The organism is Croceibacterium salegens, from assembly GCF_009827435.1.
GTDB lineage: Bacteria > Pseudomonadota > Alphaproteobacteria > Sphingomonadales > Sphingomonadaceae > Croceibacterium_B > Croceibacterium_B salegens.
Map to the genome: position 1 here is coordinate 139,597 of NZ_WTYM01000036.1, position 22,495 is coordinate 162,091.

A 22,495-nucleotide genomic window follows, 5' to 3' on the forward strand; every position below is an offset into this window, starting at 1 on the left:
ACTCGCGCGCGTTGGTATCTAAGGTCAAATTATTGTGGTTCGCCGAAGAATCGGTAACGCATATTTCCGACGAGATTTTCGCCCGTTCGCAACTATAAAACTCCAGCATTATGTTCCGTTAGCTCGTCAAGGACGAGAATCTGAGAACATTGCTGGTTTGAAGATGCTCAACTTCTCATTGAAGAACAAAGAGCGGGCGCGAATAATTCAATGTGATGTTATCGATTGAAGTTCCGCCGATGATGTCCGGCAAGGCGTATGTTATGTCCAAATCAAATTCGAGAGCGCCATTGACTCGACTTGGTGTCACGGGGCTGACGGAAATCGTCAAGAGGTTGGGATTGAGGTTGTAGGGCGTAGTAACGCCCATTGCTTCGATATTGGCGGCCAGCGTGCTGGAATTCATCGCGTTGTTCTTCTGATATTCGACCGTCGCGAACCGTGCAGCATCGCTCGCAAGTGATCGGATCGCGTTGTAATTCTGCATATAGACGCCGACAGAAATGACGCCGAACATCAAGGCAAAGAATACAGGGGCGAGCAATGCGAACTCGACCGCAGAGGCGGCGCGCTGGTCGCTTAGGATGCGATGGAGAATTGATTTCCTAGCCATCACGACACCTGGACCGTTCGTACAACGTTAAAGTTTACTGGCTGTCCGACACCGAAACGGGTCCAGACCGGTGTATAAGTGTCAGTAAGGGTCATTTCGACATAAGAGTATATCTGCTGTCCTGTACAGGTTGGCACTGTCGACGACAGCGTCGAACTTGTGCCGCAGCGATATTTATCGATAATTGTCAGCTGATTACTGTTCAGATTGAGGGAGGTTTCTATGATGGTTTCGAGTTCGCTCGATGTGATTCCAGACCCCCCTGCAGCGGCAAGAATAATTCCTCCGGCCTCACTCGCTGCGCTCTGCAGTTGTTGTTCGCGGGAAACAAGGTTGCTGACCTCGAATACTCCAAGTGACATAGTGGCCAGGAGCGGCGCGATGAGCGCCGTTTCGATCGCCATCGTGCCACGGTTGTCGTCGTCCAGGCGAAAGAGTCTACGCAGCGCGATCATGCCACCAGCCTTACGCCGCCGGCCGAGGAACCGGCCGAGTTGGTCTGCGTCGACGTGCAGGTCGTGGTGATCGAGGTGTTACCAGAAATTGAGAGGGTTGAAGCCCACAACTGGAAACACAGCGGAGCCGCGGAAGATCCGCCATTCACAGTCAAGTCGCCATTCGGCATATAGAATGTACCACGGACCGTAATGTTGGCGTTACCGTTGAAAGCGTGACTCACGGCGCTCGTCTGCGACCCCTTCTCTTCGTAAATCAGCATTCCGCCGTAGAGGTTCTTGTAGGGCTCGTTCGGCGTGCCGACAAAGTCAGCCGCTTCCATAGGAGTCAGGTTTACTGACCCAGCGTTACCGGAGCCGCCAAGCTTGAGCTGAGCTCCGTTCTTGAGGACGAACATCACGCCATTTCCTGTAATGTTCGATTTTTGGTCGGTCATGTCGAGCACGCCACCATTCACGACATAGATGCCAGGATTCATCACGATTTTGCAATTCATGTTCATGCCGCTGTAAACGCCCGGCGAAAGGTAGGTAGTCGTACTGGTGGCTGATCCGCCATTAGGGCAATTCACTGAGCGGTTCGTGTTATCGGTGGATGTTGGCGTTGGGAGATTTTCAAACGGGTTGCTCAAGCCAGTTGCGCCTTCAGTAACCTTGCTTTCAAGGTAGGTGGGCACATCGACCGTCCCGCACGCAACAATGCTATCGGTGGTTACCCCTTTCTTAGTGGGGTCATTTGGATCCACCGTGATTTTGATTGCGTCGTCTTCGCAGGAAAGGGCACCGAGACCACACGATGCGTTGACCGTCGCACTGCCACCTACGACGAATGTCTGGTCCACATTTTTCTTGAGCGCCATCAAGCAGGCTTGGTAGGTACCACCCTCGGCATACGTCGCCTGTGCTGTAGCAAAGACCGTCATAGCCTTACCAACGATAAAGCCGGTGAAGGGAAGTTCCTTAGTTGCGCGAGCAGAGACGATGACACTGTTGTTGGTTCCGCCGCCATAGCTTCCCAACTGGATCGTGGAATCGGAATCTGCGAACGTCTTGGTGATAGCCAGATTTGAATCGTATTCCTGCTCGGCGCGTGTGCTGTAGTCTTGCGAAGTCTTGTCATACGCGAGAGTCCACGCGCCCGCGAGGGCGCCCTGGTCAACCGCTTGCTGCAGTTCGCGCTTCCAAGCGTACATCTGCGCCATATCCATAGCGTAGCCCGCCGCGCCAATCAGGACGGGCATGCCGAGCGCTGTAAGCAATACGGCATTTCCGGATTTTTCACCGAGCAGCCGTTTGAAAATCTGGAGCTTCTTGCTAGCCATGTGCCCCCGCTACAAATAGGTTTCTCGGTCCCAGCAGCGCGCTTCTAAGCATTCATGTTCACCACTCCGTGAAAAGGTAGAGTTAACGGTGATTTCACTATGGCAGCCGGCAACTGCCGCCGGATTGATTGGAGACAGCTCTGATACGCGGGAAAAACTCTTTGGATCAGAGCTCTGTTGACGACTTACCGGAGCCGCAACGGCTCGCGCTGGCCCATGCGCGGACCGGTGCGCGGGGGCCGATTCTAGCGGTTCTCGCGCTCGATTTGCGGCTTGCCACATTCGTGCGCAATGCCCACGAACCGCTGCTCGCGCAGGTCCGCATTGCCTGGTGGCGGGACCGGCTTGGCGAGCCTCCCGGGAACTGGCCGCAGGGCGATCCGGTGCTTGACCAATTGCGTGGCTGGCGCTCGCCCGAAGCGCTGGTTTCCCTCGTCGATGGGTGGGAAGGACTTGTCGATGAAGCGCTTGATGCGGGTGTGATCGAGCGCTTTGCCGCAGGCCGAACAGCGGCCTTCGCAGCGCTCGCAGACGAACTGGGAGTGCGCGATGCGGCGGCGGCGCAGGCCGGCCGCAACTGGGCGCTTGCCGATCTCGCCGCCAACCTTTCGGATCCCGCCGAGCGCGAACGGGTGATTGCTATGGCATCGCGGGAGGACGCTGACTTGCCACGCCAGCCCGAACTGCGCCCGCTCGCCATCCTCGGCGCTCTGGGCCGCCGGTCCATAGTCCGGGGGGGACGGCCTCTGCTCGAAGGGCGCGGCGCGGCGCTGGTGGCAATGCGGGTTGGCATGTTCGGCCGTTAGGCTATTGTCGCGCCCGAGAAAGGGTCGCGAAATGAACAGGATGGTCATCGGCGCGCTGGGCGTGCTGGTGCTCTTTGCGATTGCCCTGGTCTAGTCGCAGGGTCGCGCGGAGGTCGAGCGCGGCGCACCGCCGCCGTCGCCTGAATCGCTTGCCACGCCGACCGGGCTGCCCAGCGCCGACATCGCCGGGCTCGAAGGTCCCGCGCCGCCCGAGGCGAGCGAACTGACCCGCGAGGAACAGCGCTTCTATCGCTACGACAGCAACCGCGACCACGTCATCACCCGCAACGAGATGATGGCGACCCGTACCGACGGCTTCCGCGCGCTAGACGTTGACGGGAACAACCTGCCGACCTTCGAGGAATGGGCCGTCACCACCTCGGATCGCTTTGCGGAGATGGACGGCAATGGCGACAGCAAGCTGACCCCGGCCGAGTTCGCCACGAGCGCGCCCAAGCCCAAGCCGCGCTCGGCGAATACCTGCGCGTGCACGTCGTGAGGTCCGCCTAGGCGGGTACGCGGTCCAGTGCCGCCAGCCAGGCGCCGAAGTCGGCCTTGGCGCGTCCGGTGTAGGCTTCCTTGCGCTGCTTCTTGCCGATGTCATGAAGCGGCGGGAACAGGCCGAAGTTGACGTTCATCGGCTGGTAGCTCTCCGCCTCGGCATCGCCGGTGATATGCGCCAGAAGCGCGCCCATCGCCGAGGTAGCGGGCGGGGCGGTCCACTCCGCGCCGGTCACCTCGTGCGCCGCCATCATGCCGGCGAGCAGGCCCACCGCCGCGCTTTCCACATAGCCTTCGCAGCCGGTGATCTGCCCGGCGAAGCGGATGTGCGGGGCCTCGCGCAGCCGCAGCTGCCGGTCGAGCAGGGTCGGCGAATTGAGGAAGGTGTTGCGATGCAGCCCGCCGAGCCGGGCGAACTCGGCGTTCTCCAGGCCCGGGATGGTGCGGAACAGGCGGACTTGCTCGGCGTGCTTCAGCTTGGTCTGGAAGCCGACCATGTTCCACAGAGTGCCGAGCTTGTTGTCCTGCCGCAGCTGCACCACGGCATAGGGCCAGCGGCCCTGCGGGAATTCGGGGGTCGTGTCGTGCGGGTTGTCGAGCCCCACCGGCTTCATCGGCCCGAAGCGCAAGGTATCGACCCCGCGCTCCGCCATGACCTCGATCGGCATGCAACCGTCGAAATAGGGGGTGTTCGCCTCCCATTCCTTGAAGCTGCCCTTTTCGCCGTCGAGCAGGCCCTGGTGGAAAGCGAGGTACTGCTCCCTGGTCATCGGGCAGTTGATGTAGTCCCTGCCGTCGCCGCCTGACGGATCGACCTTGTTCCACCGCGACTGCATCCAGCAAACCTCCATGTCGATGCTGTCGAAATGGACGATCGGAGCGATGGCGTCGAAGAAGGCGAGGCGGTCCTGCCCGGTGGCGGCGACGATGCTTTCCGCCAGCGCCGCCGCTGTCAGCGGGCCGGTGGCGACGATGGTCGGTCCGGAAGCGGGCAGGGCATCGATCCTCTCGCGCACCACCTCGACGTTCGGGTGCTGGTCGAGCGCCTTCTCGACCTCGGCCGAAAACGCCTCGCGATCGACAGCCATGGCCGATCCGGCAGGCACTCGCGCGATCTCTCCGGCCCGCATGATCAGCGAATCGAGCTGCCGCATCTCATGGTGCAGCAAGCCGACGGCGTTCTTTTCGTCGTCATCGGAACGGAACGAGTTGGAGCAGACCAGTTCGGCCAGCCCGCTGCCCTGGTGCGCCGGTGTCATGTCGCCGCCCCCGCGCATTTCCGAAAGGCGCACGCGCACGCCGCGCCGGGCGAGTTGCCAGGCCGCTTCGCTGCCGGCTAGGCCACCGCCGATGATGTGGACATCGTAAGACATTGCTAAGGCGCCTAGTGCTTGTAGGCGTCCTGCATCAAGCCCAAGCAAACCCGGAGGGTGGATTCGTGTCGAACATGGCGCTGAGCGAGAAACGGCCGATCCTGCTGGCCAGCATGGCCGCCGCGCTGGCGTTCTTCGTCCTGCGCCAATCGCCGCTGCCCGAGCTGTTCCTCGTCCCGCTCAAGGGCGCTGCCTGCGGCCTGCTGGCGCTCTACGCCTTCATGCGCCACCGCGGGCGCGACGCCTACCACCTCGGAGCGATCATGATCGTCGCCGCGTTCGGCGATATCGCGATGGAGGTCGACCGGGTCGCCGGGGCGCTGCTCTTCGCCGGGTACCAGCTTGGCGCCATCGCGCTCTACCTCAGGCACCCGCGCGAACATACCGCCACGACGCAGAAGATCGCCGCGGCGGCAATGCTCCTGCTCACCCCGGCGATCTGCTGGCTGTTTCCGTTCGACCGCAGCGAGGCCCTGCCGGCCGCGCTGTACGGCCTCACGGTGGGCGGCATGGCCGCCTGCGCCTGGCTCAGCGCGTTTTCACGCTACCGGGTCGGTGTCGGCGCGGTGATGTTCCTCGCTTCGGACTTGTTGATCATCGCCGGGATGGGGCCGCTGATGGGTCAGCAGTGGCAGACGTGGCTGATCTGGCCGCTCTACTATCTTGGCCAGTTCCTGATCTGCATCGGCGTCCTCGACCGGCTGCAGCGGCGGCTCTAGGCCGCTTCCAGCCGGGCTGCGTAGGCTTTCATCGCGGCCGACAGCCATTCGGCGAAACCTTCCCGCTCCCTTTCGAATGTCGCGCGAAAGTCCGCGTTTTCGAGATAGAGGACGGATAGTCCGACATAGGCTTGGGGTGAGCACTCCCTGTTCCACATTGCCGCAATCCACGCGTGATGACGTTGGAGCAGGGGATCAATTGCGGGGTCTTCTGCTTCCGTCCCGGCCTTGAAGGCGTCTGCCAGGGCATGCGAAGCCGCCTTGCCCTCGGCCAGGCGGGCAGCAAGGACGTCCTTGTCGAGCGATGCGAGTCCGGCCTTGCTGGCCTCGATCCGCTTTCGCGTATCGCCGCCGAAGCGGTCTACCAGCCAGTTCTCGTATTCCGCCTGCTTGGCTTCGTCGAAGCCCGTGAACATGTCCTTGTCGGTCATCGTCTCTTCTCCCTTGATGTCCGCGATGGTGCGGTCAATCGTGCGGAGGAGTTGGCGGGAGCGCTTCACTCGGTCGGCGAGCATCGTGCGATGCTCGGCGAGGATGGCCAGTCGGTCGCGGCCGTCGGTCTCGATCAGGCGAGGGATATCCGCAAGCGGGACACCCAGTTCGCGGTAGAACAGGATGTCCTGCAGGCGGAGGAGTTCCTCGCGGCCGTAGTAGCGATAGCGGTTCTCGCCAACGAAGGACGGCTTGAGCAGGCCGATCTCGTCATAGTGATGCAGCGTGCGCACCGACACGCCGGACAGGCGCGCAAGCTGCTTGACGGTGTAATTGGCCATTTCTTCGTCGTCCTTCCTTCGCAAGGACGACTCAATAGTCTCTCACGCCGCGTGAGGGTCAAGCGCGGTTTTCAGGCCCAGCCGAGCTGCGCCAGCGAATAGCCGTCGTTCCATATCTTGGTCATGCGGGCGATCTTTCCGCCTTCGAAGTGCATGACGTAGCAATAATCGGCGACGAGCGACTTGCCCGTCGGTGGGACGGGGCCGCCTTCGCCCGAATGGGTCGCATGGAACACTGCCGCACCGCAGACCGTTCCGCGATCCTCGTCGGCCGCGAAGCAGGTGAGTTCGTAGCGCGCATCGGGCATCGGGCCGAGCAGGCCCTTCATCCATTCGGCATAGCCTTCTAGCGTCGTCACGTCGGCAAGCGCGCCGGTCTGTGCGGCGAAACCGGCGCCTTCGTGGCACCATTGCTTGCACACGTCCCAACCCTTGCCGGTTTCGCAAGCGTCGAAGAATTCGAAAGCGGTTTCCTTGATTCCCATCTGATCCCCCCTTGATCGATAGAAGGGGAGGTTAACCGGCGAATCGGGAATTGCGAACCCTTTTCAGCGAGCTAGCTATCGGGCTGGTCTCCGTCGATGTCTTCATCCCGGGCCGCCGGAGTCTCGGGTTGGGTTGTCGCACCGCTCTCTCCCGCGAGGATTTCCTCGACCACCATTTCCTCCGCCTCGTTCTCGGGAGCTTCCTCCTCGTCGATGCGGACGGCGCTGACGACATGCTCGTCCTTGCCGACATCGAACAGGCGCACGCCGGCCGAGCCGCGGCCGATGACGCGCAGCGAGGCGAGCGAGATGCGGATCAGCTTGGCCTTGTCGGTCACCAGCATGAGCTGGTGGTCCTTGGTCGCGGTGAAGCTGGCGACGACCGGTCCGTTGCGGGCGATGTTATCGATGTTGGTCACGCCCTGGCCGCCGCGGCCGGTCTGGCGATACTCGTACGCCGAGCTCATCTTGCCGTAGCCGTTGGCGCAAACAGTGAGGATGAATTCCTCTGCCTCGGCCATGGCAGCGTGCTGGTCGGACAGCGGCGGCGCATCCTCGTCGGCCTTCCACGGGGCGACGCGCAGGTAGGCGTCGCGCTCGTCGGGCGATGCGGACCCTCCGGCGAGCACGCCAAGTGAAACGACCTCGTCGTCGCCCTTCAGCTTCATGCCGCGCACACCGGTGCTGGTGCGGCTCTGGAACTCGCGCACATCCTCGCCGTCGAAGCGGATCGCCTTGCCCTGGCGGCTGGCGAGCAGGACGTCGTCGCCGCTCTCGAGCAGGCGCACGCCGATCAGCCGGTCCTCGCTGCCCTCCTCGAAGCGCATGGCGAACTTGCCGTTGCTGGGGACGTTGGTGAACAGGTCCATGGAGTTGCGGCGGACGTTGCCCTTTGCCGTGGCGAAGACCACGTGGAGCGTGCCCCAGGTGGCCTCGTCCTCCGGCAGCGGCAGGACGGTAGCGATGGTCTCGCCGTCATCGAGAGGGAGCAGGTTGACGATCGGCCGCCCGCGTGTCTGCGGGCCGCCTTCGGGCAACTTCCACACCTTGAGGCGGTAGACCTTCCCGGCGGTCGAGAAGAACAGCACGGGATTGTGCGTCGAGGTGACGAACATCTCCATTACCGCGTCTTCTTCCTTGGTCGCCATGCCGGCGCGGCCCTTGCCGCCGCGATGCTGGGCGCGGAAGGTCGAGAGCGGGGTGCGCTTGATGTAACCATCGAGCGTGACGGTCACGACCATCTCGTCGCGCTCGATCAGGTCCTCGTCGTCGAGACCGTCCCATGCCGGCGCGATTTCACTGAGGCGCGGGGTGGCGTAGGCATCCTTGATCTCGGCCAGCTCCTGCCGCATCACCTCGTAGAGGCGGCGGCGGTCGGCGAGGATCGCGAGATATTCCGCGATCGCAACGGCAAGCTCCTTGAGCTCGTCGCCGATCTCGTCGCGGCCGAGCGCGGTCAGGCGATGCAGCCTGAGATCGAGGATGGCCTTCACCTGCCGCTCGGACAGGCGATAGGTACCACCGGTTTCGCTTGAATCGGGCTCGATCGCCTCGACCAGCCGGATGTATTGGGCGATGTCGCCGATCGGCCATTCCTTGGCCAGCAGCCGGGCGCGCGCCTCTGCCGGGTTCGGTGCGCCGCGGATTATCGCCACGACCTCGTCGAGGTTCGAGACGGCCACGACCAGGCCAAGCAAGACGTGCGCCCGGTCGCGCGCCTTGTTCAGTTCGTACTTCGTGCGGCGGGTGATGACCTGCTCGCGGAAGGCGATGAACGACTGGATGAAGTCGCGCAGGTTGAGAGTTTCGGGCCGGCCGCCGCGGATGGCCAGCATGTTGGCCGGGAAGTTCGACTGGGCCGGCGAATGCCGCCACAGCTGGTTGAGTACGACCTCGGCCGTCGCGTCGCGCTTGAGGTCGATGACCACGCGCACGCCCTGGCGGTTGGATTCGTCGCGGATGTCGGAAATGCCTTCGATCCGCTTTTCCTTCGCCGCCTCGGCGATCTTCTCGACGAGGTTGGCCTTGCCGACCTGGTAGGGGATCGAGGTGAAGACGATCGACTGGCGATCGTTGCGGCCGGTCTCGATCACGTGGCGCGCGCGCATGATGATCGATCCGCGCCCGGTGGTGTAGGCGGACCGCGCCCCGGCGCTGCCGAGGATCAGCGGCGCGGTCGGGAAATCGGGGCCGGGGATGTACTCGATCAGCTCTTCCGAGCTGATCGCCGGGTTGTCCATGTAGGCAAAGCAGCCGTCGATCACTTCGCCGAGGTTGTGCGGCGGGATGTTGGTCGCCATGCCGACCGCGATGCCGCCGGCGCCGTTGACCAGCAGGTTGGGGAAGCGCGCCGGGAGGACCGAGGGTTCCTGGCGGCTGCCGTCGTAGTTGTCGACGAAATCGACGGTGTCCTTGTCGATATCGTCGAGCAGCGCGTTGGCAACCCTGGCCAATCGCGCTTCGGTGTAACGCTCGGCGGCCGGGGGATCGGGGTCCATCGAGCCGAAGTTGCCCTGGCCGTCGATGAGCGGCACGCGCATCGACCACGGCTGCACCATGCGGGCGAGCGCGTCGTAGATCGCCTGGTTGCCGTGGGGGTGGTAGTTGCCCATCGTGTCGCCGGTGATCTTGGCGCTCTTGCGATAAGGCCGGCCCGCGACGAAGCCGCCTTCGTGGCACGCCCAGAGGATTCGCCGGTGCACCGGCTTGAGGCCGTCGCGCACATCGGGCAGCGCGCGGCTGACGATCACGCTCATCGCGTAATCGAGGTAACTCGTCTTCATTTCATCGACGATGTCGATGCGATCGTACCCGCCGCCTTCGATCGGGGGATCGATAATGTCAGTGTCGTCGCTCACCTGCGAAAAATGCCTGTTCTGTTGTCGGATTTGGCTCGGCGCGGACCCTACGGGAAGGGGCAGGTCTTAGCCAGCTTAGGGTCCCTCAGATGGGCATCGAACGACGCTTTTTCCACACTTGCCGCTCAATTCCCACGGACCGCCGGATTGCGCCGCAAAAACGGCCCATTCAATCGCTATTCACCCCGGGAAAACGATAACCGGTTTGCAAAACGCCGCGTCCCCCGGCAGAGGCAGGCGCGCGTATAGTTATGGCCGCAAGGCAACAGTTTCCGACAGGAGAGAATACCGATGCTTCGCAAGTCCACTCATGCCCCCAGCCGACGGTTCGGCTCGCCGCTGGCGCTGGCGCTCGCGCTCGCCGCGGGCGGCGTGCTCGGCAGCGCTGCAATGACGGCGCCGGCCTTCGCCAAGGAGAAGGTGGCCAAGGAGAACCAGAACTCCAAGGCCTTCGCCGATGCCTACGAACCCTATGCCGCTATCGTCAACGCGGAAGCGGGCGATTTCGCTGCCGCCAAGGCGATGGTCCCATCGGTCACCGCGACGATCGAGAACGACCAGGACCGTTACGTGATGGGCCAGTCGCTCATTTCGCTGGGTGGCAAGTTGCAGGACACGGGCGTTCAGAAGCAGGGCCTGGAACTGTCCCTCGCCAGCGGCAAGACGCCGCCCGAGCAGGTGGGCGTCTTCAACTACTACCTCGCCCGCTTCGCCGCCGGCGAAAAGAACTGGCCCGCGGCGCGCCAGTATTACCAGGCCTCCGCCGATGCCGGTTACACCGAAGGCCTGCCCGACGTCCTGATTGCCGACACCTACTTCAACAACAACGAGACGGCGCAGGGGCTGACCTATCTTTCCGGCCTGCTCGACAAGCGCGCCGCCGCCGGACTGCCGGTCGACGACCAGTGGATCATGCGCGGGCTGAAGGTCGCGCTCGACGCCAAGCAGACCGATGCGGTTCTCGAATATTCCAAGCGTCTGGTCTCCAACAACGGTACAGAGAAGAACTGGCAGATTGCGTTGCAGACGGTCCAACGGGTCGGCGGTCTCGACACGCAGGCGTCGCTCGACCTGCTGCGCCTGATGCGCGCAACCAGCTCGATGAAGGAATCCTACGAGTACAAGGAATACGTCAGGACGGCGGCAGAAAGCGGCCTGCCGGCGGAAGTCGTGTCGGTTCTCCATGAAGGACAGCAGGCGGGCGTGTTCCAGGCCAACGAACCGTTCTACACGGACAACCTGGCCGACGCCGAGCCGCGCGCCGCCGGGGACCGCAAGGACGTTCCCGCGTCCGTAGACGAGGCCCGCTCGTCGGCGACCGGCAAGATCGCCCTCGGCAACGCCAACGCGTTCCTGTCGTTCGGCGATTACGCTCAGGCCGAAGACATGTTCAAGACTGCGCTCGACAAGGGCGTCAACGACCGCCAGCAGGCCTTGCTGCGCCTCGGCATGTCACAGGTCATGCAGGGCAAGTACGACGAAGGCACTGCCACGCTCGGCCAGGTGGCCGGCGGCAACCAGGCCGTCGCGCAGATGTGGATCGCCTATGCCGGGTCCAAGAAGTCGACCGGCGCCTGATTCAGGCGTTCGGTGAATTGTTTACGGCGCGGGGACTTCGGTTCCCGCGCCGTTTTCGTGTCAGACGTTGAACTTGAACAGCATCACGTCGCCGTCCTGGACGAGGTATTCCTTGCCCTCCTGGCGCAATTTGCCGGCCTCGCGTGCGGCGGTTTCACCGCCCAGCGAGACGTAGTCGTCGAAGGCGATGGTCTCGGCGCGGATGAAGCCGCGTTCGAAGTCGGTGTGGATCTCGCCCGCCGCCTGCGGCGCCTTGGCGCCCGAGGGGAAGGTCCAGGCGCGCGCTTCCTTTGGGCCGGCGGTGAAGAAGGTCTTGAGGCCGAGCAGCTTGTAGCCCGCCTTGATGACCCGGCTCAGGCCGCTCTCGGTCAGGCCGAGCGATTCGAGGTATTCGGCCCGCTCTTCCATCGGCATGGCGACCAGTTCGCTCTCGATCGCGGCGGAAACGACGACCGCTTCGGCACCTTCCGCCCTGGCTTTCTCGAACACCTTCGCGGATAGCTCGTTGCCATTCGCCGCGTCTTCCTCGGCGACGTTGCAGACGTAGAGCACCGGCTTGGCGGTGAGCAACTGGGCCTGCTGGAATACCCGCTCTTCCTCGATGTCCTTCGGCTCGGTCAGCCGCGCCGGCTTGCCCTCGCGCAGCAGCTCGAGCGCCTGGCCGAGCACGCTGACCATCAGCTTGGCTTCCTTGTCGTTGCCCGAAGTGGCGCGCTTCTGCGCCGCCGGGACACGCTTTTCGAGGCTCTCGAGGTCGGACAGCATCAGCTCGGTTTCGACCACTTCGGCGTCGGCGATCGGGTCGACCTTGTTGGCGACGTGCTGGATGTCGTCGTCCTCGAAGCAGCGAAGCACGTGGACGATCGCATCGACCTCGCGGATGTTGCCGAGGAACTGGTTGCCGAGCCCTTCGCCCTTGCTCGCGCCCTTCACCAGTCCGGCGATGTCGACGAAGGCGAGTTGCGTCGGTACGATCTTGGCGCTCTTGGCGATGGCGGCGATCTTGTCGAGCCGCTCGTCGGGCACCGAGACCTGGCCGACGTTCGGCTCGATCGTGCAGAACGGATAGTTCGCCGCCTGCGCCGCCTGCGTCTCGGTCAGTGCATTGAACAGCGTGGACTTGCCGACATTGGGCAGGCCGACGATTCCGCAACGGAAACCCATGAATGACTCCGGATGTGAGGTGTGGCGCGGCCCTTAGCGGGCGAAGGCGCCAATTGCCAGCGATCAGGCAGGTAGAATCCTCGCCAGCCACTCCTTCGCTTCGCGTGGGCTTTTCAGTCGCACGACCTTGTCGGCAAAGGGAGCGATCCGTTCCTCGATCCTGGGACGGGAGTGCGCGTTCCAGCGCATGACGTACCACAGGAACAAGGGATCGAGCCGCTCGGGGCAACCCTCGGTCATTTCGGGCCGGGTGCGGCCAAGGTACTGCCGGAAGCGCTTGAGAATGCGCGCCAGGCAAAGCCGGATCGGAAAGTCGAGGTAGACCACGGTGTCGGCATAGGGCAGCCGGTCGACCATCGTGCTGCCGTAGTTGCCTTCGATGAGCCAGCGATCCTGCCTGACGATAGGGCGGAGGATTTCGCGCAGTTCATCGTTGCCGCGATCGACCCATCCGGGCTTCCACGCCAGCTTGTCCATGTGGAACAGCGGCAGCCTGGTCCGCTCGGCCAGCGCAAATGCGAGAGTCGACTTGCCGGCGCCGCAGGGGCCGATGATCATCACGCGTTCCATGCCGCCTCATTGCCACTGGTGGGGCGCCACGTCGCTCACCTGGTTGGCTGCGCCCCGTGGCAGGCTGCTGTTACCAACCTAAGCGTCCCTTTTTGCGATGCACCGGGCGAAGACGCGCACCGGCTGCGCTTCCCAGCCGAGTTTCTCGTAGACCGCTGCATCGGGATTGCCGTCGCGCACCATCAGCTCGACCTTCGGGCAGCCGAGCGCCGCGAGCCATACCTCGCAAGCCGTGAGCAACTGCCGGGCAAGACCCTGCTGCCGGTGCTCAGGTGCGACGGCCAGATAGTACACCCAGCCACGGTGCCCGTCGTACCCGGTCATCGCGCTGGCGACGATCAGGCCGTCCACTTCGACCACGAACACGGTGCTGCCGTCGAATCCGAGCGCACGGGTGAAGTCGGCGACGGGGTCGTTCCACGGCCGCGTCAGTCCGCACACTTCCCACAACGCGGTCACTGCCGACTGGTCGGCAGCAGTAGCTTCCCGGATCATCGGATCGGACTCAGGCAGCCTGCGGGCACTTGTCGAGCATGACCGAGGGTAGCTTGCGCCCGCTCGTCCCGGTCAGGTCGAAGCGGATCTCGATGCCCTTTGCGGTCACCATCTTGTACGTCGCATCGCGGCAGGCAAATCGCCGCACGGAATCGGCCGTCACCTTGTCGGCATCGGGGCTTTCGATTTCGAGCATGTTGACCACATTGAGGATCAGCAGGTTCCCGTCCGATGATGCAGTGGTGATGATCGCGCCGGCGCCGAGGTCGTCGGGCAGCATCGCGTTGATTGCCGTCGCCGAGGATTCCGCCGATTCCCCCGGCACGTTCGGGCCGCAAGCGGCAAGCGCCAACGGTGCGAGAAGGATCATCCTGGTTATCGCCACGTGCAGTCTCCCCTGAATTGCCCCATCGAAATACCCGGCGGAGCTAGGCCTGCTGCCGCAGCGCCACGTCGCTCATGAAACGCACGTCACCGCCTTTGGCAAGTCCTTCCACCTCGGAACTTGCCGCTGCATGTGGTAGATTTGACTGGCATCAAGGTCGTGCGCTGGCCGGCAATTATGATGACTTCGGACAAGTGCCGATTTCCGTCGTGGAGGTGCACATGAGCATCTACAAAACCGCCATCCTTTTCATTCCTTCGCTTCTGCTCGGCATGATCGCCTGTTCGCAGCCGACGCACTCGCAGCAGCCTGACGAGGTCGCCCAGGCGGGGCAAGGGCACATGAGATGGGGCCGCTGGGGAGAGGGCCACATGTGGCAGATGGGCCCCGGATGGAGCGGGTCGGGCCCGATGCCGCGCCACCACGTGGCCATGATGTGGGGAATTCCGCAACCCTATGCCTCGATGACCAATCCCTTGCCGCTTACGCAGGAGACGGTGGATCGCGGAGCATCGATCTATGCCGCGAACTGCCAGTCCTGCCACGGCGAGAAGGGCTATGGTGATGGCGAAGCCGGCCGCGGACTCTCGCCGCCTCCGGGGAACCTTGCCTGGCTGTCCGACATGCCGATGGCCCGGTGGGATCCGTTCATCTACTGGACCGTAGCCGAAGGCGGCGCCCAGTTCGGGACCGCGATGCCTGCGTTCAAGGACAGCCTTTCGGCCGACGAAATCTGGGCCGTCAGCGCTTACATCCAGGCGCACCTTCCAGCGCCGCGCGGGGATGGGAAACAGTAGCCGCGCCGCTCACGACTGCTGCCGAAGCGCCACGTCGCTCATGAACCGCGCGTCGTCGCCCTTGGCCAGCCATGCTGCCTCCGAACTCACCGCGGCGAGCATGTCGGTGAGGTCGTCCATCTCGGCCTTGGCGTAGTTGCCCAGGACGTAGCCGTGGACCCGGTCCTTGTGGCCGGGATGCCCAATGCCGAGGCGGACGCGGCGGAAGTCGGGGCCAAGGTGCTGGTCGATCGAGCGCAACCCGTTGTGGCCCGCCAGCCCGCCGCCGGTGCGGACCTTGACCTTGAACGGGGCGAGGTCGAGCTCGTCGTGGAACACCGTCAGCGCTTCGATGCCGAGCTTGTAGAAGCGCAGCGCCTCGCCGACCGAGCGGCCGCTCTCGTTCATGTAGGTCGCCGGCTTGAGCAGGAGGATCTTCTCGCCGCCGATGCGGCCTTCCTGCAGCCAGCCCTGGAACTTCTTCTGCACCGGTCCGAAGCCGTGCATGTCGGCGATGACGTCGAGCGCCATGAAGCCGACGTTGTGCCGCTGCATCGCGTGCTGCGGACCGGGATTTCCAAGGCCTGCCCAGAGTAGCATGCGCGCTGCTTAGCCGTCGCTGGTATCGGCACAACCCCCGTTCGTATCGAGCGGAGGACGAAGTCCGTAGTCGAGATGCGCGAGTGCGGTGCTGGCGTGTCTCGACTTCGCTCGACACGAACGGGGAAGGAATAGTCCCGGAAAGGAAAACGCCGGCCCTCTTGCGAGAGCCGGCGCTTCGTTTGTCCGGTAGTGAAAGCGGGAGGATTACTCCTCGGTCGCTTCCTCTTCGCCAGCCTCTTCGGCGGTTTCGGCTTCGGCTGCGGGAGCCTCGGCGGCCTCACCGGCTTCGGCAGCTTCGCCTTCGGCGCGCTTGAGCGCCGACGGGGCGACGAGCGTGGCGATGGTGAAGTCGCGGTCGGTGATGGCGCTCTCCGCGCCAGCGGGCAGCGTCACGTTCGAGATGTGGATCGAATCGCCGACCTCAAGGCCGGTGACGTCGAGCGAGATCTCGTCGGGGATCTTGTCGGATTCGCAGACCAGTTCGAGCTCGTGACGAACGACGTTGAGCACGCCGCCCTTCTTGAGGCCGGGGCTGGCTTCCTCGTTGACGAACACCACAGGCACGGCGACCTGGATCTTGGCGTCCTTCGAAAGGCGCAGGAAATCGACGTGAACCGGGCGGTCGGTGACCGGGTGCAGCGAAACGTCCTTGGGCAGGGTGCGCACCGACTTGCCGCCGATGTCGATCATCACGATCGAGTTCATGAAGTGGCCGGTGCCAAGCTGGCGGACCAATTCCTTCGCCTCGACGTGAATCGGGGTGGGTTCTTCCTTGCCGCCATAGATCACGGCGGGGACACGGCCATTTCGGCGCAGTTCACGGGAGGCTCCCTTGCCAGCCCGTTCGCGCGCTTCGGCCGGCAGGGTCAGAGCATCGCTCATCGCATTTACCTTTCGAATTGCATTGGGTTTGCCGCCACGCCTCCAGGGATGACCATGACGGAAGGCGCGCCCCTAGTGGAAAGGGCGCGGCGTTGCAAGGATTATGGGCAAGGCTAGCGGGCCCGGGGCCGATCCTACTGGATACGCGTGACCTTGTAGCCCGCCGCTTCGAGCAGCGACGGCACCGAATCCTCGCCGAACAGGTGCGCGGTGCCGACCGCGACGAAGGGCTTCTTGCCGTCGGCGATCATCGACGCGATGGTCGGCGTCCAGCGCTTGTTGCGATAGACCTGCAGGGCGAGGCGCAATTCCGGATCGCCGAGGATGGCCGCGCTGTCGCGCTCGAGGCCAGCAAGATCGCCGGTGAGCCATTCCTCGATGCGCTTGTCCTGGCCGGTGACGTCTTGCGACAGGGCGATCAGCAGGTCCGCCTGTTCGGCAGGCGGAAGGGTATCGAACGCGCCGAATTGCAGTTCGTAGGTCTCGAGCCCGACGACACTCGGGGCGGCGGCGATCAGCTGCTTGTCGACGCTCTGTTCCTCACGCGTGGGCCGCGCCCGGTTGGAGATGACCAGTGCTGCCCCCCAGGTTTCCATGTCGGAAAAATCATCGTCGTCGACATTGGCCCGGTCGAGGAACCGCGCGAGGGCGGGCCGGTCCTTTGGTTCGACACGCTCGGACAGGACCGGTAGCCCTTCGGATCGTGACAGCCGTGCAAAGACCCCCGCCGCGCGCGCCGTGTCGTCGAGGTCGGCGACTTCGACCAGCAGTGTGCCCGACGCGCCGAGCGCCTTGTCGAGCGCGGGAGTGCGCCACCGGGCGTCGGCGGGCAGCGTATGGATCGTTCCGAACAGCCAACCCTGCTGACCCTCGGGACCTGTCACTTCCCACAAGGCGGGCTTGGGATCGGGCCAGTCGCGCGCCGGTTCGCCGCAGCCGGCCAGCAGCGCCGCCCCGGCCAGCGCCAGAAGTAGCCGGCGGATCATTTCCTGACTCGGGTGACTTTGACACCACGCTTCTGCAATACGTCCTGCACGCTGCCCTTGCCGGCAAGGTGCCCGGCGCCGACGGCGACGAAGACCGTGCCGGGCTGCTCCATGCGCTGCTTGATCCAGTCCGCCCAGCGTGCGTTCCGCTGGGTCAGCAGGCGGCTGTAGAGGACCGGATCGTCGAGCTCTTCGTTCATCACCGCGGCAAGGCCCTTGGCATCGCCCTGCAGCCACTTGCCGACCATGACGTTGAGCTCATCGGCCGCCTGGCCGACCGACCCGACGGTCTCGGCGAGGAAAGTGAGTTGCGCGTCCATCGGCAGCCCGTCGAAGATGTCGATCTGGTCGTTGACATTCTCCAGCGCCGCGAGCTGCTTGCCCTCGGCCTTGCCCGCCAGTTCGGTGTCCGCACCGCTTTGCGGGTCGAACCCCTTCTGCATGACCGGCAGCAGTGACAGCGTCATCGCCGCGTACCACGGCTCGAACTTGTCCATAGCATCGACCGGAAGCCCGAGCGAGACCAGCGTCTCTTCGTACTTGGCGCGATTTTCCACCGTCATCAGGTCGCGCAGGTTCTCGCCGGCCGGCAGGGCGGCGCGCTCGACGATCGCCGTTGCGTCGCCGACCGGATCGCCGAGCTTGATCTCGGTCACCAGCTCGTCGGACGATTCATAAGCCTGTTCGATCGGTCCGCCGTACCACGCGGTTTCCTTGCTCAGCGCGTGGACCGTGCCGAACAGGTAGATGGTCGTGTCCTTGTCGGCGACTTTCCACATCGCCGGCGCGACATATTGCGGATCGGGCGCATAGAGGTTCGTCGCGCAGCCGGGCAGCACGAGCGCGAGCCCGGAGGCGAAGACTGTCGCGGCAAGCTTGCGAAGCGAAAACATCGGTGCGGAGTGCGGTCCCTGTGGCTTTCATCCTATCTAAGGCACCGGTCGCCGCTAGGGTAGGGGGAGAGGTGTATCAATTCTGTCGCAATTACTCCTCGTCGGCGAAGAAAATGTCTTCCGCATGCGTTTCGAACAGTCGGGCGATGCGGAAGGCGAGCGCCAGCGAGGGATCGTGCTTGCCCGTCTCGATGGCGTTGACCGCCTGGCGAGAAACCCTGATCCGTTCGGCAAGGTCGGCCTGCGACCAGTCGCGTTCGGCGCGCAGGACCTTGAGGCGGTTCTTCACGCCCGCGTGCCCTTCCAGCGGGTGAGGAGGTAGGCGAGGCTCCAGCTGCCCATCGCGATCATCATGCTGATCGGAGTGGAGATGGCGCCGATCGAATGCGAGAAGAGGACTTCCCAGAGAGTCGAGGCAAGGATGTAGCCCATGAAGCCCTGGAACGCCGACTTCGTCAGCGTCGAAAACACGAAGTCGTCGGCGCACTTCTGGTCGACGCGGGTGGTGACCAGCGACATTGCGCCGCCGGCGATGACCACGGCGAGGACGATCACTCCCTTCAGGAGCGGGCTGTCCGGCGCTTCTATGGCCGGGAAAGGCTTGCCCGCCAGGGAGACCAGTCCAAAGACCGCGAGAAGTCCCGCTCCGGCAAAGACAAGGTCGAAAGTCCGGGGCGAGTAGAAGATCTTTCCGATTGCAGGCACGGTATCCTCCGAGCAATTCCACCCGACTCTATGTCAGGTCCACCTGACGATTTGTCGTCATAAGCTGACGAAGTCAAGAGAACCTGACAAAAAGAAAGCCCTACTTGCTTTGAGCAGGTGGCATTGACGGGTAACGGGGCATCCTGCAAAGCGCCGCGCCATGAGCCGTTCCGACGCCCTGAGTTTCCAGGACATGATCCTTGCGCTCCATGCTTTCTGGAGCGAGCAGGGGTGCCTGATCCTGCAGCCCTACGACATGCGCATGGGGGCGGGGACGTTCCACACCGCGACCACGTTGCGTGCGCTCGGGCCGGAGCCATGGAACGCCGCCTTCGTGCAGCCGAGCCGCCGCCCAACCGACGGGCGCTATGGCGAAAACCCCAACCGGCTGCAGCACTATTACCAGTACCAGGTGATCCTGAAGCCAAGCCCGCCGGACCTGCAAGAGCTTTACCTGCGCAGCCTCGAAGTCATCGGCATCGACCCACTCAAGCACGACATCCGGTTCGTCGAGGACGACTGGGAAAGCCCGACGCTCGGTGCCTGGGGGCTGGGCTGGGAGGTCTGGTGCGACGGGATGGAGGTGACCCAGTTCACCTACTTCCAGCAGATGGGCGGGTTCGACTGCCGCCCGGTCGCCGGCGAGCTGACCTACGGGCTCGAACGCCTCGCGATGTACATTCAGGGCGTCGACAACGTCTACGATCTCGACTTCGACGGGCGTGGCTACACTTACGGGCAGGTGTTCCTCGAGAACGAGAAGCAGATGTCGAAGTGGAACTTCGAAGTCGCCAACACCGACGCCCTGTTCGACCTGTTCAACAAGGCCGAGGCCGAGTGCCGCAACGCGCTGGCCCACGACGTGCCGATCGCCGCCTACGAGCAGGCGGTCGAGGCGAGCCACGTGTTCAACCTCTTGCAGGCGCGCGGCGTGATCAGCGTGCAGGAACGGGCCAGCTACATGGGCCGCGTGCGTGATTTGGCGCGCGGATCGTGCGAGGCCTACATGGCCAAGGAGAAGGATCGCTGGGCCGCCGAGTATCCGGAGTGGGCGGCGTGAGTGGGCGGGGCAAGAACCTCCCCCTTTGGGGGAGGGTGACCACCGAAGGTGGTGGAGGGGGCTGGTGCTTCGCTAGGCGCGCCCCCTCCGTCAGCGCTGCGCGCTGCCACCTCCCCAACGGGGGGAGTTTCTGGCAATGACTGACTTCCTCCTCGAACTGCGCTGCGAGGAAATCCCCGCGCGGATGCAGGCCGGTGCGCGTGCCGATCTTGAAAAGCTGTTCCGCGGGGAGCTTGAGGCCGCCGGCGTAACTCCGGGCGAGGTGACCGTCTGGTCCACCCCGCGCCGCCTTGCCCTCATCGCCAGGGACCTGCCCGAAGCAACCGAGGCCGTCAGCGAGGAAGCCAAGGGACCGCCCGAAGGCGCGCCCGATGACGCGATCGAAGGCTTCTGCCGCAAGGCCGGCGTCTCCCGCGACCAGCTCGAACTGCGCGATGTCAAAGGTCGCATGACCTGGTTCGCGGTGATTGAAAAGCCGGGCCGGGCAGTGAAGGACCTGCTCGCCGAGGCGATCCCGGCCATCGTCCGCGCCTTCCCCTGGCCCAAGTCGATGCGCTGGGGTGCGGATTCGATCTCGACCGAGAGCCTGCGCTGGGTCCGCCCGCTGTCGGGCATCGTCGCAATCCTCGGCGATGACCTCGTCCCGTGCGAAGTCGGCGGCATCGCCAGCGGCTACGTCACCAAGGGCCACCGCTTCCACCACAGCGGCGAAGTCACCATCGGATCGGCCGCCGACTACGCCGAAAAGCTGCGCGCCTGCCACGTGATCGTCGATCACGAGGAGCGGCAGGACATGATCCGCAAGGGTGCCGCGAAAGTCGCTGCCGAGGCGGGCCTGTCGCTGGTCGCCGACGAGGGACTGGTGATCGAGAACGCCGGGCTGACAGAATGGCCGGTTCCGCTGCTCGGCCGCTTCGACGAGGCGTTCCTCGACGTCCCGCCCGAGGTCATCCAGCTCACCGCGCGGGTGAACCAGAAGTATTTCGTGCTGACCGACTCTCCCCCCCTGGGGGAGGTGGCAGCGCAAAGCGCTGACGGTGGGGGAAGTGGGCGTGCAGCCCCCTCCGACCCGGCCGCTGGCGCGTCCGGCCCACCTCCCCCAGAGGGGGAGAATCTGCGCCTCGCCAACGCCTTCGTCTGCACCGCCAACATCTCGGCCGAAGACGGCGGCGCGGCGATCGTCGACGGCAACCGCAAGGTCCTCGCCGCGCGCCTCAGCGATGCGCGCTTCTTCTGGGAGCAGGACCGCAAGGTGCCGCTGCGCAAACAGGCCCAGAAGCTCGACAGGATTACGTTCCACGAGAAGCTCGGAACCGTCGGAGAAAAGGTCGACCGGGTCGCAAAGCTTGCGGACTGGCTGGTCTTCGATGCCAAGGAACCGAACGGCGATCACAAGCTCGCCCGTGAGGCTGCCGAACTGTGCAAGGCCGACCTCGTTACCGAAATGGTCGGCGAGTTTCCCGAACTGCAGGGCCTGATGGGCGGCTATTACGCGCGCGCCGAGGGGATTTCCGAGGAAGTCGCCGACGCCATCCGCGATCACTACAAGCCCGCCGGGGCGGACGACGAAGTTCCGATTGCACCCACGACTGTTGCCGTGAGCCTTGCCGACAAACTCGACAACCTGTTGAGCTTCTTCAAGATCGACATCCTGCCGACCGGGTCTAAGGACCCCTTCGCGCTGCGGCGGGCTGCATTGGGGTACCTGCGGCTCGTCCAGGCGAATGGCCTTAAGCTATCGCTCGATACGGTGGTGCACGCGTGGGATGGGCGTCCCAATGTCGCCCTCGCGGAAAAGGTCTCCGCCTTCCTGCTGGATCGCCTTGCCGTGCAATTGCGCGACGAGGGTGTGCGCCACGATTACATCGCGGCGTCGCGTGATTGGCAGGGCCGCATGGACTTGCGTGTCGACCGGGTCGAAGCCCGCGCACGGGCGCTGACAGACTTCCTCGGTTCGGACGACGGCGCCAACCTGCTCGCCGGGTACAAACGCGCGGCCAACATCCTCAAGAAAGAGGACTGGCGCGGCATCGAGGGTGAAATCTCCCGCACTGGCGAGGAAGACCCGCTGGCGATGGTCGACGATCCCGATCTAAGGGCCGTGGTCGAGGCCAAGATGGCCGAGCGGCACGGGAAAGAACTTTCCTACACGCCCGAACCTGCGGAAAAGGCGCTGATCGAGGCGCTCGATTCGGCCGAACCCAAGGCGGGGTCAGCGATCGAGGCGGAGGACTTTGCTGCCGCGATGACCGCGCTGGCCAGCTTGCGTGCCCCGATCGACCGGTTTTTCGATGAAGTGACGGTAAATGCCGAGGACAAGACCAAGCGCAGCGCCCGCCTCGACTTACTTGCACGCTTTCGTGCTGCAGTGCACAATGTGGCCGATTTCAGTCGGATCGAGGGCTAGATTTTTTCAGAGGGCGGCATGTGTGACCCGGCGTTGGCCAGTAATTCATTCAGGTATTCAAGTACCTACCGTTTTTCGCCTGGGTC

The 22,495-nt window shown here is 64.0% G+C and carries 24 protein-coding genes; 7 read left to right on the forward strand and 17 right to left on the reverse strand.

The genetic code is table 11. The annotated features are described in order from the left end of the window. Positions 1–175 precede the first annotated feature (175 nt). The 3 genes from GRI89_RS08765 to GRI89_RS08775 are packed head-to-tail and all read right to left on the reverse strand — an operon-like array spanning position 176 to position 2,390. Entirely contained in the window at positions 176–613 is a 438-nt protein-coding gene (locus GRI89_RS08765) for a TadE/TadG family type IV pilus assembly protein (RefSeq protein WP_159794213.1), read from the reverse strand. Further along, positions 613–1,068, reverse strand: a complete 456-nt coding sequence (locus GRI89_RS08770; protein WP_159794215.1) for a TadE/TadG family type IV pilus assembly protein — start codon at positions 1,066–1,068, stop codon at positions 613–615. Before GRI89_RS08770 ends, GRI89_RS08765 begins: the two co-directional genes overlap by 1 nt. Then, positions 1,065–2,390, reverse strand: a complete 1,326-nt coding sequence (locus GRI89_RS08775) for a TadE/TadG family type IV pilus assembly protein (RefSeq protein WP_159794217.1) — start codon at positions 2,388–2,390, stop codon at positions 1,065–1,067. The genes GRI89_RS08770 and GRI89_RS08775 overlap by 4 nt, the downstream gene beginning before the upstream one ends. 284 nt (positions 2,391–2,674) lie before the next feature. Here GRI89_RS08775 and GRI89_RS08780 point away from each other — a divergent pair, with 284 nt between their 5' ends. After that, positions 2,675–3,196 (forward strand): hypothetical protein, encoded by a 522-nt coding sequence (locus GRI89_RS08780; RefSeq protein WP_159794219.1) that lies wholly within the window; start codon positions 2,675–2,677, stop codon positions 3,194–3,196. Positions 3,197–3,491: 295 nt separating this feature from the next. Next, positions 3,492–3,695, forward strand: a complete 204-nt coding sequence (locus GRI89_RS18265) for an EF-hand domain-containing protein (RefSeq protein WP_328598170.1) — start codon at positions 3,492–3,494, stop codon at positions 3,693–3,695. Between the two features lie 7 nt (positions 3,696–3,702). Here the strand turns inward: GRI89_RS18265 and trmFO are convergent, their stop codons facing one another. Then, complete coding sequence (gene trmFO, locus GRI89_RS08790; protein ID WP_159794221.1) at positions 3,703–5,070, reverse strand: methylenetetrahydrofolate--tRNA-(uracil(54)-C(5))-methyltransferase (FADH(2)-oxidizing) TrmFO; 1,368 nt, start codon at positions 5,068–5,070, stop codon at positions 3,703–3,705. 74 nt (positions 5,071–5,144) lie between these two features. On the opposite strand from trmFO, the gene GRI89_RS08795 reads away from it, so the two are divergent. Continuing rightward, positions 5,145–5,789: a lysoplasmalogenase family protein gene (locus GRI89_RS08795; RefSeq protein ID WP_159794343.1), complete on the forward strand. Its 645-nt coding sequence runs from the start codon at positions 5,145–5,147 to the stop codon at positions 5,787–5,789. Here the strand turns inward: GRI89_RS08795 and GRI89_RS08800 are convergent. The 3 genes from GRI89_RS08800 to gyrA form a co-directional block, all read right to left on the reverse strand. Beyond that, entirely contained in the window at positions 5,786–6,562 is a 777-nt protein-coding gene (locus tag GRI89_RS08800; RefSeq protein ID WP_159794223.1) for a MerR family transcriptional regulator, read from the reverse strand. The genes GRI89_RS08795 and GRI89_RS08800 overlap by 4 nt on opposite strands. Before the next feature lie 71 nt (positions 6,563–6,633). Then, positions 6,634–7,047, reverse strand: coding sequence for an ester cyclase (locus GRI89_RS08805; RefSeq protein ID WP_159794225.1), 414 nt, complete (start codon positions 7,045–7,047; stop codon positions 6,634–6,636). A gap of 71 nt (positions 7,048–7,118) precedes the next feature. Then, positions 7,119–9,905 (reverse strand): DNA gyrase subunit A, encoded by a 2,787-nt coding sequence (gene gyrA / locus GRI89_RS08810; RefSeq protein WP_328598171.1) that lies wholly within the window; start codon positions 9,903–9,905, stop codon positions 7,119–7,121. 291 nt (positions 9,906–10,196) lie between these two features. Between gyrA and GRI89_RS08815 the strand changes: the two genes are divergently transcribed. Beyond that, positions 10,197–11,483, forward strand: a complete 1,287-nt coding sequence (locus tag GRI89_RS08815) for a tetratricopeptide repeat protein (RefSeq protein WP_159794227.1) — start codon at positions 10,197–10,199, stop codon at positions 11,481–11,483. Positions 11,484–11,543: 60 nt separating this feature from the next. On the opposite strand, the gene ychF is transcribed toward GRI89_RS08815, so the two are convergent. From ychF to GRI89_RS08835, 4 genes are all read right to left on the reverse strand, one after another. Continuing rightward, on the reverse strand, positions 11,544–12,647 hold the full coding sequence (gene ychF / locus GRI89_RS08820) for a redox-regulated ATPase YchF (RefSeq protein ID WP_159794229.1): 1,104 nt from the start codon (positions 12,645–12,647) through the stop codon (positions 11,544–11,546). Positions 12,648–12,710: 63 nt separating this feature from the next. Beyond that, positions 12,711–13,217: an AAA family ATPase gene (locus tag GRI89_RS08825; RefSeq protein ID WP_235913017.1), complete on the reverse strand. Its 507-nt coding sequence runs from the start codon at positions 13,215–13,217 to the stop codon at positions 12,711–12,713. Positions 13,218–13,295: 78 nt separating this feature from the next. Continuing rightward, positions 13,296–13,712 carry a GNAT family acetyltransferase gene (locus GRI89_RS08830; protein WP_159794231.1) on the reverse strand — a complete coding sequence of 139 codons (417 nt, stop codon included), beginning with the start codon at positions 13,710–13,712 and terminating at the stop codon, positions 13,296–13,298. Between the two features lie 10 nt (positions 13,713–13,722). Further along, positions 13,723–14,097 carry a hypothetical protein gene (locus GRI89_RS08835; protein ID WP_159794233.1) on the reverse strand — a complete coding sequence of 125 codons (375 nt, stop codon included), beginning with the start codon at positions 14,095–14,097 and terminating at the stop codon, positions 13,723–13,725. A gap of 221 nt (positions 14,098–14,318) precedes the next feature. On the opposite strand from GRI89_RS08835, the gene GRI89_RS08840 reads away from it, so the two are divergent. After that, positions 14,319–14,894 (forward strand): c-type cytochrome, encoded by a 576-nt coding sequence (locus GRI89_RS08840; protein WP_159794235.1) that lies wholly within the window; start codon positions 14,319–14,321, stop codon positions 14,892–14,894. Positions 14,895–14,903: 9 nt separating this feature from the next. Here the strand turns inward: GRI89_RS08840 and pth are convergent, their stop codons facing one another. The 6 genes from pth to GRI89_RS17795 form a co-directional block, all read right to left on the reverse strand. Next, positions 14,904–15,473, reverse strand: a complete 570-nt coding sequence (pth, locus tag GRI89_RS08845; RefSeq protein ID WP_159794237.1) for an aminoacyl-tRNA hydrolase — start codon at positions 15,471–15,473, stop codon at positions 14,904–14,906. Positions 15,474–15,680: 207 nt separating this feature from the next. Beyond that, positions 15,681–16,358 (reverse strand): 50S ribosomal protein L25/general stress protein Ctc, encoded by a 678-nt coding sequence (locus GRI89_RS08850; RefSeq protein ID WP_159794239.1) that lies wholly within the window; start codon positions 16,356–16,358, stop codon positions 15,681–15,683. Positions 16,359–16,492: 134 nt separating this feature from the next. Further along, entirely contained in the window at positions 16,493–17,344 is an 852-nt protein-coding gene (locus GRI89_RS08855) for a TraB/GumN family protein (protein ID WP_159794241.1), read from the reverse strand. Then, on the reverse strand, positions 17,341–18,237 hold the full coding sequence (locus GRI89_RS08860; RefSeq protein ID WP_159794243.1) for a TraB/GumN family protein: 897 nt from the start codon (positions 18,235–18,237) through the stop codon (positions 17,341–17,343). Before GRI89_RS08860 ends, GRI89_RS08855 begins: the two co-directional genes overlap by 4 nt. A gap of 91 nt (positions 18,238–18,328) precedes the next feature. Further along, positions 18,329–18,526 carry a helix-turn-helix transcriptional regulator gene (locus GRI89_RS08865; protein WP_328598172.1) on the reverse strand — a complete coding sequence of 66 codons (198 nt, stop codon included), beginning with the start codon at positions 18,524–18,526 and terminating at the stop codon, positions 18,329–18,331. Further along, the gene (locus GRI89_RS17795) at positions 18,523–18,942 is read right to left on the reverse strand and encodes a hypothetical protein (protein ID WP_201290899.1); all 420 of its coding nucleotides are present in this window, start codon (positions 18,940–18,942) and stop codon (positions 18,523–18,525) included. The genes GRI89_RS08865 and GRI89_RS17795 overlap by 4 nt, the downstream gene beginning before the upstream one ends. A 160-nt stretch (positions 18,943–19,102) precedes the next feature. Between GRI89_RS17795 and GRI89_RS08870 the strand changes: the two genes are divergently transcribed. Both GRI89_RS08870 and glyS read left to right on the forward strand, forming a co-directional pair. Further along, positions 19,103–20,002 (forward strand): glycine--tRNA ligase subunit alpha, encoded by a 900-nt coding sequence (locus GRI89_RS08870; protein ID WP_159794245.1) that lies wholly within the window; start codon positions 19,103–19,105, stop codon positions 20,000–20,002. Between the two features lie 136 nt (positions 20,003–20,138). Beyond that, the gene (glyS, locus tag GRI89_RS08875; RefSeq protein WP_159794247.1) at positions 20,139–22,409 is read left to right on the forward strand and encodes a glycine--tRNA ligase subunit beta; all 2,271 of its coding nucleotides are present in this window, start codon (positions 20,139–20,141) and stop codon (positions 22,407–22,409) included. Positions 22,410–22,495 lie beyond the last annotated feature (86 nt).